Below are 12,092 nucleotides of genomic sequence, written 5' to 3'. Positions count from 1 at the left end.
CGACCGCAGCCGGTACGCGGACTCCAGATGGTGGGCCAGGTCCGGGCCGGAGTGCCGGACGGGCCCGGCGTCCCCCTCGGCGGCCCGGCCCGGACCGGCGGTGCCCGGCCCCCGGCCCTCGATCCGGTCCGCGAGCACGGTGTGCCAGTTCGCCCGCCGCGCCTTGGACGTCATCTCGTACACCGTGTCCCGGGCCAGCGCGCGGGTGAACCGGAAGGTGCCGGGCGGGCCGGACGGATGGATCACCCCGGAGTCCAGCAGCCGGGCCAGCGCCTCGTCCGGCACCCCGCCGCCCAGCGCCGGTTCGTCCCCGGCGAGCGCGCGCACGTCCTCGGCGGTGAACGAGCCGCCCGCCCCCGCCGCGCGCTCCAGCACGGCCCGGTCGGTGGCCGGCAGCCGGTCCAGCCAGGCGGTCAGCAGGACCCGGATCGAGGTGGGGACGCCCTGGTCGACGGCGCTGCGGCCGGCCAGGTGCTCCAGCAGCAGTTCGGCGAAGAGCGGGTTGCCGTCGCACTCCCGGACCACCCGGTCCAGCGCGTCGGCGGTGGCGACCGCGTCCTGCGCGGCGACCTCCGCCCGGTCCGTGAGGAGCCCCACCAGGCGCTCGGTCTCGGCGCGGGACAGCGGGCCCAGCCGCAGCGCGCGACCGGCGGCGGGCGGTACCGTCTCGGAGCGGGCCACGCACAGCACCAGCAGCGCCGTGTCCCGCGTCGCCCCGGCCAGCTCCACGACCAGGTCCGCGAGGGTCGGCTGCGCCCACTGGAAGTCCTCCACGACCAGCACCACCGGCGCCCCGCGACCCCGGCCCAGCGCCTCCAGCAGCCGCCGGAACGCCCAGCCGATCTCGTTGACGCTCACCGGCAGCCCGCTCTCGGCGCACAGGCCCAGGGCGACAGCGAGCGCCGTCACGGCCCGGTCCGCGCTCGGCCGCAGCGCCTCCAGCGCGGCCTTCGCCTCCTCCCAGCCCCCGGGCAGCGTCCAGACCGCGTCGGCCAGCGGGCGGTGGGCCTGCCCGGCCCCGTACGGCGGGCAGACGGCCCGCAGCACCACGGCCCCCCGGTCCCCGCCGTACCCGGCCAGGAACTCCCGCACCAGGCGGGACTTCCCGACGCCCGGCGCCCCGCCGACCGTGACCAGCCGGCCGCGGCGCTCCCGGTCGGCGGCCCGGAACTCGTAGGCCAGGGCGTCCAGTTCGGCGACGCGGCCGACCAGCGGCACCAGGTCCTGCCGGTTCGTGCCGTCCAGGAGCGAGAGGACCCGCCGGGCGCACACCGGCTCGCGTTTGCCCTTCACCCGCAGCGGGGGCACGGCCTCCATGCGGACATGGGCGCCGACCAGCCGGGCCGTCTCGTCGCTCACCAGGATCTCGTGCGGCGCGGCGTGCGACTGGAGCCGGGCCGCGGTGTGCACGACGTCGCCGACCACCCGGGCCGCGCCGCCCAGCACCCCCGCCACCACGGCCTCGCCCGAGGCGATCCCGCAGTGCGTGTCCAGGCGGGCCCCGCCGGCGGACCCTGCGACCCCGGTCCCGATCGCCGTCACGGCCTCCCGTACGGCGCACGCCGCCCGGACCGCGTGCAGGGCGTCGTCCTCGTGCGTGACGAACGCCCCGAACACCGCCATGACGGCGTCCCCGATGAACTTCTCGACCACGCCGCCGTGTTCGGTCACGGCGGTGGTGCACGCCGTGTAGTACCGGTCCATCGTGCGCCGCAGCGCCTCCGGGTCCAGGGTCTCGGCGAGCACGGTGGAGCCGACGAGGTCGATGAAGAGTGCCGTGACGATTCTGCGGCTGTCCGACGACGGCGTTCCCGTGACGAGCGGGGTGCCGCACACCGGGCAGAACCGGGCCCCGTCCGGCACTGCGGCACGGCAGGAACCGCACCGCGCCGCGCCGTTCACAGGAGCTTGAGGTCCTGTCCCTCCACCTCACCGGAGACCGCTTCCAGCCGCTCCTTCACGGAGTTGAGGACCCGGACCTCCTGCTCGCTGAGGGCGGAGAGCACCGACCGCTGCTCCACCGCCAGCAGGTCCACCGGATGCCCGGCCTCACGAAGGGCGTGCAGAGCGTCGAAGGTCATGGCTACCGGTACCTCGTTCCCGTAGTGCGGCCAGTCGATGGTCACGCCGGCCGGGCCGATCGAGCGTTCCGCGACCGCCGCGCCCGCGAGTGCGCCGACGGACTCGGGGGCCTCCTGCCCCTTCCGCTCGACGGCGGGCAGCGGAGGCCAGCTTCCCTGGACGAGAACGCCCTGGGCGTACAGTCGCGCAATCATTTCCGTACGGTTGGAGGCGCCGGTTCTTCGTAACATGTTGCATAAGTGTGCCGCCACCGTGTGCGGGCTGATGCAGAGCGCTTCGGCGATATCCCGGTTCGAGGAGCCGGCGGCCACGAGCGAAGCGATAAGAATCTCACGCCTGGTCAAACCCTTTACCCCTCATTTCAATGAACGAAGCGCGGGCCGGCAGACGAGTTCCGCACTCCCGGATGTCAGAGTAGCGGGGGGTCATGTTCCGGACAAGAACGCCTTGAGGGCGACCACAGGCGCACCGGATTCATAGTCGATCGAGGGATATGAAGTCGGGCAGCGCCGGAGCAGCCTTGCCGTTGCACCAGCCCGTGACCGTCTCCCTGAAGGAGTGACCCATGTCGCAAGCACCCCTGGACGCGCTGCGCAGTGCCGGTACCCAGGTCGACCTGCTGTCGGACTCCGAGCGCGAGGTCTTCAACAGCCTCAGCCCGGACGAGGTCGCGGTCCTCGGCTCGATCCAGGCCCGGCTCAACGCCGTGTCGGGTGCGGTCGAGGGCCAGAGCCAGGTGATCGACGCCAACCAGGTCAACGTCCTCTGCTGATTCCAGCCTCGGCGGGTCCGGCGGCACCGGCCGCCGGACCCGCCGCGCACCGCACCGCCGTGCGCCCGGACCACCAGTGGGAGCGTGATGATGGACCAAGTCAGCAGATACCTGGTGCTGAGCGACCGCGCGTACGCCGACGCCGGCGGCGTCCCGGTACGGCTCGCCTACAGCACCCGCACCGCGAGCACCGTCGCCCTGGACCTGCCCACCGCCCGGGCCCTGGAGGCCGGTGACGCCGCCGCGATCACCCCCGCCTGGACCGGCGTGCTGCGCGCGGCCCAGCTGCTCGTCCCGGCCGGCGAGGACGAGCTGACCGCCGTGCTCGACCGCAACCGGCAGGCCTCCGCCGACCGCGCGGCGGTGCACATCGCCCTGCTGCCGACCTCCTACTGCAACATGGGCTGCGCCTACTGCGGCCAGGAGCACACCCGGGGCGGCCTCTCCCACACCCACCGCAGCCGGGTCCGCGACCGGGTCCTGCGCGCCGTGACCGCGCCGGAGACCCGCAGCGCCCGTATCGACTGGTTCGGCGCCGAACCGATGATGGGCTACGCGGTCATCCGCGACCTGGCCCCGCGGTTCGTGGCCGCCGCCGCCGAGCGCGGGGTCGCCTACTCCTCGGTGATCGTCACCAACGGCTCCCTCCTGACCACCAGGAAAATCAACACGCTCATCCGTTCCTGTGGTGTCACCCATTTCGAGATCACGATCGACGGACCGCCGGACATACACAATGAACACCGGCCCCTGAAAAGCGGTCGCGGATCTTTCTGGAACATCGTGCGCGCGGTGCGTTCCGTGCTCGACGAAACGGATCTTGGCGCCGCCCATTTCACTTTCCGGACGAATGTCGACGTGCACAACCAGGACGCCGTGCCGCGTTATATCGAGCTGATGGCGGAGCTGGGATTCAGCCACCCGCGCGTCTCCTTCTCGATCCATCCCGTGCACTCCTGGGGAAACGACGTATCGGCGATCGAGGTGTCCAAGCAGACGTTCGCCGAACGCGAGGCGGGCTGGCTCGCGCTGCTCACCGCGCACGGGCTGCACAGCCAGCTGCTGCCGGCCACCGTGCACAAGGTCCTCTGCCCCGCCACGACCCGCTCCTCCGAGATCATCAGCAGCACCGGCAGCATCTTCTCGTGCAGCGAGTACCCCCTCGTCCCCGAGGCCGAGCGCACCCTCGCGCTGACGCACATCGACCGGGCGGGCACCGAACCCCTCCGGCCGCTGGGCCCCTTCGACGGCTGGAACGACGAGATCGCCGCGGGCACCACCTGGTGCAAGGGCTGCGTCTTCATGCCCACCTGCGGCGGCTCCTGCCCCAAGGCCTGGCAGGAGGGCCACCCGCCCTGCCCCTCCTACAAGTACAACGTCCAGGACCGGTTCGACCTCGTCGCCGCCGAGTGCGGACTGCACGTGGCCAGTGAGCCCGCCGGAGCCCGGTGATGGCGGCGCCGGCCGGCCCGGAGACCCCGCGCCGGCTGCTCATCGGCGTCTGCGGCTCCGGCAACGTGCTCGCGGTGCCCCAGTACCTCATGGCCCTGCGCACCGGCCTCGGACCCGGCGTCGAGATCCGCATGATCATGACCCGGTCCGCCGCCGCGCTCATCCCCGCCTCGACCATGCGGCTGCTGTGCCGCGACGTGTACTGCGACGGGGAGGACGAACTGACCACCGGTCATGTCGCCCCGGCCGTCTGGGCGGAACGGTTCGTCGTGCTGCCCGCCACCGCCAACATGCTCGGCCAGGCCGCCAACGGACTCGCCTCCGGACTGCTCAGCTCCGCCCTGCTCGCCCACGAACGCCCGGTGGTGTTCTTCCCCAGCATGAACAGCCTGATGTGGGAGCGCCCCGCCGTCCGCCGCAACGTCGAGCGGCTGCGCGCGGACGGTCACGCGGTCATCGACCCGGTCCCCGCGCCCGCCTGGCAGATCGCCGCGGGCGAGGTGCGCAAGAACCTCGGGCTGCCCCCGCCCACCACCGTGGCCACGGTGATCGGCGAGTTCCTGGCCATGCCGGTCGACCCGCTCGGCGGCTGAGCACCCGACCCAGCAGAAGGAGAAGACGTGCCAGCAGCCGGACAGCGACTCCGTACGGCCCTGACGGGCGGACCCCTGTCGGTGCGCGGCTTCCGGCTGCTGCTCGCCGGCCAGCTCTCCTCCACGGTCGGCGACTACTGCTACGCCGTCGCCCTGCCCTGGCTGATCCTCTCCGGCGACGGCGGCCCCGTCCTGCTCGGCACGGTCCTCGCCTGCTACGGCATCCCCCGCGTCGTCACCATCCCGCTGGGCGGCGTGGTGGCCGACCGGATCGGCGGCCGGCGGGTCATGCTGATGGCCGACCTGGTCCGGGCCGCCGCCGTCGGCACCCTCGCCGTCCTCGCCTCCACCGGAACCCCGACCCTCGGCCAACTCGCCCCCATCGCCGTGGTCCTGGGCGCCTGCTCCGGCATGTTCATCCCCGCCTCGTACACCCTCCTGCCGGCCCTGCTGCGCAAGGAGGACCTCGGCCGGGGCAACGCCCTGTCGACCATGGTCAACCAGGTCGGCGGCCTCCTCGGCCCCACCGCGGGCGGCGCCCTGGTGGCCGCCTTCGACGCGGGCCCCGCGCTCACGGTCGACGCCGCGTCCTTCCTCGTGTCGGCACTGGTCCTCGCCCGGATACGCACCGGCGCGGACGCCGAGGCGGACGGCGCCGCCCGGGACGGGGCCGCCCCGGGCGAAGCCACCGCCCGCCGGACGACCTTCCGCGAACTCCTGCGCCACGGACGGCTGCTGCACGTCGTCCTGGTCGTCGCCCTGGTCTGCAACCTGGCGTTCAGCGGCACCATCGAGGTGGCCCTGCCCGAACTCGCCCACCAGGACATGGGCGTCACCGGCTACGGCGTCCTGCTGACCTGCCTGAGCCTGGGCGGCCTGGCCGGCTCCCTGGTCGCCGCCCGCAGCCGCCCCGTGCGGTCGCCCGCCTACCTCTTCGCCGCGCTCGCCGTCGTCATGGGCATCGCCCTGAGCGCCGTCCCGTACGCCGGCGGCCTGGCCGGGGCCGCGGTCTGCGTCTGCGTCTACGCACTGGCCAGCGGCTGGCAGAACATCGTCGTCGTCACGATGCTCCAGGTCTGGGCGCCGCCCGCGCTCATCGGCCGGGTCATGAGCCTGGTCATGCTGGCCGTCATGGGCACCTTCCCGGTCTCCGTCGCGGTGGCCGGCTTCGGGGTGCGCCACCTGGGCGCGGCCCCCTTCTTCCCGGTGGCCGGCGGCGCCATCGCCCTCACCGTCCTCGGCGCCCTCACCCAGCGCGTCTTCCGCGACCACCGCGCCGACACCGAGTACACCCCGCCCGACCTCGTACCGGCCGGCTCCCCGGCCGGGCCCGCGCCCGGCGTACCGGCCGCCCGCTCCGCGCACCCACGGCAGGACAACAGTCAGGAGTCACAGCGATGAGCGTGTTCGTCCCGCTGGGCATGCCGCGGTTCGAGGGCGAACCCGACCGCGGCCCGCGGCCGGGCCGGGGCACCGGCGACACCGCGTACCTGCTGGTCAACCCGCCGGTGACCGACCCCACCACCGCCTACCACTCGATCCCGTACCTGGTGGGCGCCGCCCGGGCGGCCGGCCACACCGAGTACGCCTGCGTGGACGCCAACCTCGACGCCTTCACCCATCTCGCCGACCCCGCCCGCTTCGGCGCCACGCTCGACGCCGCCCGCGCCCTGCGCGCCGAGATCGAGGCCAGGTCCGCGGCCCCCCGCCGCCACGACGAGATCCGCTACCGGCAGGCGCTGGCGGCCGAGGGCCTGACCGCCACCTCGGCGCGCGACGCGATCGCCGTCTTCCAGGACCCCGAGCACTTCTACCACCCCCCGACCTACGCCCAGGCGGTCGCGGTGATGACCCGCTGGTGGCAGCTGATCGCCCTGGACATGCCGCCCGGCACCGCGGACGGCTTCTCCATGCGGGTGAAGGCCGCCGTCAACCTGTGCAGCACCAAGGACCTGTCCGACCCGGCGGTCCCGGCGGCCGTGGCCCGCCCCTTCGAGGGCTACTTCGCCGACGTGTTCGTCCCGAAACTGCGCGAACGCCCCTGGGCCGTGGTCGGACTCTCCGTCAACTACACCAGCCAGCTGCCCGTCGCCCTCCGCATGGCCCGGCTGATCCGCACCGTCCTCCCGGACACGGTGATCGTCTTCGGCGGCACCGAGGTCGGCGACGTCGTCAAGTACGCCCCCGAGCCCGCGGCCGCCTGGCCGGTCTTCCAGGACGCCGACCTCATCGTCCCCGGCGAGGGCGAGACCGCCCTCATCGGCATCCTCGACGCCGTCGGCAACGGCGCGACCCGGGGCGACGCCGCCTTCGAGGCCGTCGGCGGGGTCATGACCCGCGAGCGGCCGGACCCGGAGATCGCGTACGGCAGCGTGGCCACGCTCGCCTCCCCGGCGTACGACGTCTGGGAATGGGACCGCTACTGGGCCCCCGAACCGGTGCTCCTCTACAGCCCGACCCGCGGCTGCTACTGGAACAAGTGCACCTTCTGCGACTACGGCCTGAACACCGACCGGCCGACCTCGCCCTCGCGCGAACGCCCCGTCGACGCCGTCCTGGAGGACCTGCGCGAGGCGAGCCGCTACGCCAGGACCGTCTACTTCGCGGTGGACGCCATGTCCCCCCGCTACCTGCGCACCCTCGCCGCCGCCCTCGCCGAGTCCTCCCTCGACCTGCGCTGGTCCGCCGAACTGCGCCTGGAACGGACCCTCCCCAAGCGCTCCGCGGGCGAGGTTCTCGCCGCCTCCGGCTGCGTCGCGGTCTCCTTCGGCTACGAGTCCGGCACCCAGCGGGTCCTCGACCTCATCGACAAGGGCGTCAAGATCGAGGCGGTCCCCGACGTCCTCGCGGAGCTGGCGCGCAACGGCATCGCCGCCCAGATGATGGGCTTCACCGGCTTCCCCACCGAGACCGGCGAGGAGGCGAGGGCGACCTACGAGTTCCTCCACCGGCACGAGAAGCTGTGGACGACCTCCGGCATCGGCGTGTTCGCGCTGACCCCCGGCTCCATCGTCGCCAAGGACCCCGACCGCTTCGGCATCGACGTCCTGCCGACCTCCGCCTCCGACGACATCCGCCGCTACCTGCCCTGGCGCGACCGCCGCACCGGCGAGGAGCACTGGCCGGCCGCCGACGACCCCCGCATCCCCCGCGAGTACTTCGCCGGCACCCGCAAGACCGACTTCGACCGGCCCTTCCTCGGCGGCATCGACTCCGCGCACACCCTGCTCTACTTCGCCCGCTTCGGCCGGGACCTGCTGCCCGAGACCCCCGAGGGCGCCGCCCCCCGGGAGGAGCCCCGCGTCCGCCTCGTCGAGGAGCCCGTCGTCACCGTGCCGTTCGCCTCCGTCGAGGGCCTGACCGGCATCGACGACCTGATGGCCCAGGTCGTCCGGCGCAGCCGGCAGCACCTGGACACCACCTCCGCCGGCTTCGGGGAATGGCTCGACGGGACCGGATCGGCGCGCCCCGGCTCCTGCGGGGTCCTCGTCCTCACCCACGGCGAGCTGGTCGAGGTGCCCGCCGGGGTGGACTTCACCACCGACAACGCGATGACCCGCGCGCTGCGCCTGATGCTGGCCACCCGGGCCCGCGCCTGAGACCGTCCGGGGCGGCCGGGCGGGCCGATTGAGACGCGAGGGGTCTCGGACCCGGGGAAACTCGGTATTGGACCGGCTCGGCCACCGGGTGCGAGGGTCGAGCCGGAACCCTGTCCACCGCCCCCGCCCCGGAAGGTCCTGCCGTGCCCGACGCCCGCGATGTCGTCATCTGCGAACCCCTGCGCACCCCCATCGGCCGCTTCGGCGGGGTGTTCGCCGGGGAGAGGCCGGCCGCCCTGGCCGCCCGCGTCATCGCCGAGGTCGTCGCCCGCACCGGCATCGACCCCGACCGGGTGGACGAGGTGATCCTCGGCCACTCCTACCCCTCGGCGGAGGCCCCCGCCATCGGCCGGGTCGCCGCCCTGGACGCCGGGCTGCCCCAGACGGTCACCGGCCTCCAGACCGACCGCCGCTGCGGCTCCGGCCTCCAGGCCGTCCTGGACGCGGCCATGCAGATCACGGCCGGCTTCAGCGAGGTCGTCGTCGCGGGCGGCGTGGACGTGATGAGCGCGGCCCCGTACTACACGCACGACGGGCGCTGGGGCATCAAGGGCCCCGGCCTCCAGCTCCACGACGCGCTCGCCCGCGGCCGGGTCACCGCGGGCGGCGTCCACCACCCCGTCCCCGGCGGCATGATCGAGACCGCCGAGAACCTGCGCCGCGCCTACGGGATCAGCCGGGCGGACCAGGACGCGCTCGCCCTGCGCTCCCAGCGCCGGGCGGGCCTCGCCGCCGCCGAGGGCCGGTACGAGAAGGAGACCGTGCCCGTCACCGTGACCACGCGGAAGGGTGAGAGTGTCGTCACCGCCGACGAGCACCCCCGCCCCGACACCACCGCCGAACAGCTCGCCGCGCTCCGCCCCGTCCTGCTCAAGTCCGACCCGGAGGCCACCGTCACCGCCGGCAACGCCAGCGGCCAGAACGACGCGGCGGCCGCCTGCCTGGTGACCAGCGCCGCCACCGCCGAACGCCTCGGCCTCACCCCGCTGGTCCGGCTGGTCTCCTTCGCCCGCGCCGGGGTGCCCGCCGCCACCATGGGCCTGGGCCCCGTCCCCGCCACCCGCGCCGCGCTCGCCCGCGCCGGGCTCACGCTCGGCGACCTGGACCTGATCGAGCTGAACGAGGCGTTCGCCGCCCAGGTCCTGGCCTGCACCCGCGAACTCGGCCTCGGCGAGAAGGACCACGAGCAGCGGATCAACGTGAACGGCTCCGGCGTCTCGCTGGGCCACCCGGTCGGCGCCACCGGCGCCCGCATCCTCGCCACCCTCACCCGCGAACTGCACCGCCGCGAGGCCCGCTACGGCCTGGAGACCATGTGCATCGGCGGCGGCCAGGGCCTCGCGGCCGTCTTCGAACGCATCGCGCCCTGACGCCCGCCGCCGTCACCGCTCCACGGGTACCGCCGGGGCGTCCCCCGCCGGGGACACCGGCCGCGCCAGGTGGTCGGCCTCCGCGCCCGGGTCGGTCAGCCGGTTCAGCCGGGCCGGCACGTCCAGGCCGATCAGCAGGACCACGATCACCGTGCCCGCGAAGGTCAGCACCGCCAGCGCCCCGCCCAGGCTCATCCCGGACGCCAGCCGCGCGCCGAGGACCGGGGCGACCGCCCCGCCGAGCGCGCCCACGTTGTAGGTGAAGCCGAGCGCCGCGCCCCGGGAGGCGGTGGGGAAGTGGCCGCCGATGTAGCGGGGGAGCAGCCCGGAGATGCCGAAGCTCGTCGCCTGGAGCAGGAAGAGCAGGGCGCCGAGCAGCAGCAGGTCGTCCCGTACCGCGAAGACCGGGTAGACGAAGGCGAGCGAGGCCAGCAGCGTCAGCGCGTACGCCTTCCGGGTACCGATCCGGTCGCCGAGGAAGCCGGCCGCCCAGCAGCCGGCCATGGTGCCGAAGCCCGCGAAGTACAGGACGTCGGTGACCTGGCCCGTCGTGTAGCCCAGCTCCGTCTTGAGGTACGTCGGCAGCAGCGCCTGGATCGGCCAGGAGTAGAGGAACGCGAAGAACAGCGTCACGATCATCGACAGGTACAGCACCCAGCCGCGCCGCCCGCCCAGCTGGACCGCGAGCGCGGCGAGCGAGACCCCGGCGACCACCGCCAGGACCGGCACCGCGCCGGCGCCGCCCGGAGTGAAGACGAGGAACAGCGCGAGCGTGGCGAGGGCCGCCAGCGCGGTGTTGACGGCCGCCCGGCGCGGGGTCGCGAACAGCGGCCGGAACGGGTTGGGCCGCGCGCCCCCGTCCGCGGCGGACTCCGTCCACTCCTGCGCCTCGGGCAGTGCCCGGCGCATCCACAGCGCGACGACGATCGGGACCAGGCCCAGGTAGAACATCCAGCGCCAGCCGAGCGCGGGCACCACCCAGTCGTAGACCTGGGCGGCCAGCACCGAGCCCAGGGAGAAGCCGGAGATCAGGAAGCCGCTGGCCCGGTTGCGCAGGCCGGGCGGCCAGCTCTCCATGACGTACGTGGAGCCGGCGCTGTACTCGCCGGCCATGCCCATGCCGATGGCCAGCCGGGCGGCGAACAGGCTGTGGTAGTTCCAGGCGAACCCGCAGGCGAAGGTGCCCAGCGAGTACAGCAGGATGCTCGCCACCATGGCCGGCTTGCGGCCGTAGCGGTCGCCGAGGGCGCCGAGCAGGGCGCCGCCGAGCCAGCGGGTGATGAAGGCGCCGGAGACCAGGCTCGCCGCCTGCACCGTGCTCAGCCCGAAGTCGTCGCCGATCTCGGTCAGGACGAGGGTGATCAGCACGAAGTCGAAGCCGTCGAGGACATAGCCGATCCAGGCGGCGAAGAACGACTTCCACTGGGCGCGGCTCACCTGCCGGTACCAGGGGAGCGTGGGGGGTGTGGTGTGCACGGTGGCTCCAGAATGCGGGACGGCGCTCACCTTTGAACAGCCGTCCCGCGAAAAAGGGCAGGTCAGCGCCGTGTGATGCCGGCCACGAAGCGGGCGGTCAGCGCGGTGGGCGCGGTGATGGCGGTGCCGACGACGACGCTGTGCGCGCCGCGCGCCAGGGCCTCGGCCGCGTCCTCGGGGGTGTTGATCCGGCCTTCGGCGACGACCGGGACGCCGGTCGCGGCGGCGAGCGCCGCGACCAGGTTCAGATCGGGCCCGGTCTGCTTCGGCTGCCCGGGCACGTAGCCGGACAGGGTGGTGGAGACGAAGTCCGCGCCGAGCCCGGCGGCGGTGACGCCCTCGGCGAGGGTGGAGACGTCGGCCATGACGAGGGCGCCGGCCGCGTGCACCGCCTCGACCAGTTCGGCGAAGGTGGAGCCGTCCGGGCGGGGCCGGTCGGTGGCGTCCGCCGCGACGACGGCCGCGCCGGCCCCGGCGACCGCGAGGGCGTGCCGGACGGTCGGGGTGATGTACACCCCGGTGTCCCCGTCCTTCCACAGCCCGATGACCGGCAGGTCCACGGCGGCGGTGATCGCGGCGACGACCTCCGGCTCGTTGGCGCGGATCGCCGCGCCGCCCCCGGCCGCGGCGGACCGGGCCAGGCGCACCAGGGTGGCGGTGTCCCGCATCGGGTCGCCGGGGGGTGCCTGGCAGGACACGATCAGGGTGCCCCGCAGGGCGGCGGCCAGTTCTCCGTGGGTGCTCATCG

At 73.9% G+C, this 12,092-nt stretch carries 10 protein-coding genes and 1 pseudogene; 6 read left to right on the top strand and 5 right to left on the bottom strand.

The window, feature by feature from the left end; genetic code table 11:
• The 3 genes and pseudogenes from MHW47_RS35970 to MHW47_RS36150 all read right to left on the bottom strand — a co-directional run.
• Positions 1 to 1,902: AAA family ATPase (locus MHW47_RS35970; protein ID WP_308381694.1), on the bottom strand; the 1,902-nt coding region annotated here is incomplete at its 3' end.
• Positions 1,899 to 2,276, bottom strand: a complete 378-nt coding sequence (locus MHW47_RS23640) for an aroma-sacti cluster domain-containing protein (RefSeq protein WP_239225788.1) — start codon at positions 2,274 to 2,276, stop codon at positions 1,899 to 1,901. The genes MHW47_RS35970 and MHW47_RS23640, both read right to left, overlap by 4 nt.
• Before the next feature lie 6 nt (positions 2,277 to 2,282).
• Positions 2,283 to 2,426, bottom strand: a pseudogene (locus tag MHW47_RS36150) (helix-turn-helix transcriptional regulator); the annotation flags it as partial.
• Positions 2,427 to 2,647: 221 nt separating this feature from the next.
• On the opposite strand from MHW47_RS36150, the gene MHW47_RS23635 reads away from it, so the two are divergent.
• From MHW47_RS23635 to MHW47_RS23610, 6 genes are all read left to right on the top strand, one after another.
• Positions 2,648 to 2,854, top strand: coding sequence for an aroma-sacti cluster domain-containing protein (locus MHW47_RS23635; RefSeq protein ID WP_239225787.1), 207 nt, complete (start codon positions 2,648 to 2,650; stop codon positions 2,852 to 2,854).
• Positions 2,855 to 2,941: 87 nt separating this feature from the next.
• Complete coding sequence (locus MHW47_RS23630) at positions 2,942 to 4,306, top strand: radical SAM protein (RefSeq protein WP_239225786.1); 1,365 nt, start codon at positions 2,942 to 2,944, stop codon at positions 4,304 to 4,306.
• Positions 4,306 to 4,899, top strand: coding sequence for a flavoprotein (locus MHW47_RS23625; protein WP_239225785.1), 594 nt, complete (start codon positions 4,306 to 4,308; stop codon positions 4,897 to 4,899). The genes MHW47_RS23630 and MHW47_RS23625 overlap by 1 nt, the downstream gene beginning before the upstream one ends.
• Before the next feature lie 27 nt (positions 4,900 to 4,926).
• The gene (locus MHW47_RS23620; RefSeq protein WP_239225784.1) at positions 4,927 to 6,300 is read left to right on the top strand and encodes an MFS transporter; all 1,374 of its coding nucleotides are present in this window, start codon (positions 4,927 to 4,929) and stop codon (positions 6,298 to 6,300) included.
• Positions 6,297 to 8,498 carry a radical SAM protein gene (locus MHW47_RS23615; protein WP_239225783.1) on the top strand — a complete coding sequence of 734 codons (2,202 nt, stop codon included), beginning with the start codon at positions 6,297 to 6,299 and terminating at the stop codon, positions 8,496 to 8,498. Before MHW47_RS23620 ends, MHW47_RS23615 begins: the two co-directional genes overlap by 4 nt.
• Before the next feature lie 143 nt (positions 8,499 to 8,641).
• Positions 8,642 to 9,868 carry an acetyl-CoA C-acetyltransferase gene (locus tag MHW47_RS23610; protein ID WP_239225782.1) on the top strand — a complete coding sequence of 409 codons (1,227 nt, stop codon included), beginning with the start codon at positions 8,642 to 8,644 and terminating at the stop codon, positions 9,866 to 9,868.
• A 12-nt stretch (positions 9,869 to 9,880) separates the two neighbouring features.
• On the opposite strand, the gene MHW47_RS23605 is transcribed toward MHW47_RS23610, so the two are convergent.
• Positions 9,881 to 11,344, bottom strand: a complete 1,464-nt coding sequence (locus tag MHW47_RS23605) for a sialate:H+ symport family MFS transporter (RefSeq protein WP_239225781.1) — start codon at positions 11,342 to 11,344, stop codon at positions 9,881 to 9,883.
• 62 nt (positions 11,345 to 11,406) lie between these two features.
• Positions 11,407 to 12,090 (bottom strand): N-acetylmannosamine-6-phosphate 2-epimerase, encoded by a 684-nt coding sequence (locus MHW47_RS23600; RefSeq protein ID WP_239225780.1) that lies wholly within the window; start codon positions 12,088 to 12,090, stop codon positions 11,407 to 11,409.
• Between the last annotated feature and the right edge of the window lie 2 nt (positions 12,091 to 12,092).

Source organism: Streptomyces sp. OfavH-34-F, from assembly GCF_022347745.1.
In the GTDB taxonomy this organism is placed as follows: Bacteria; Actinomycetota; Actinomycetes; order Streptomycetales; family Streptomycetaceae; genus Streptomyces.
Note: the sequence above shows the minus strand (reverse complement) of the source record. Positions and strands in the feature narration are given on the sequence as shown.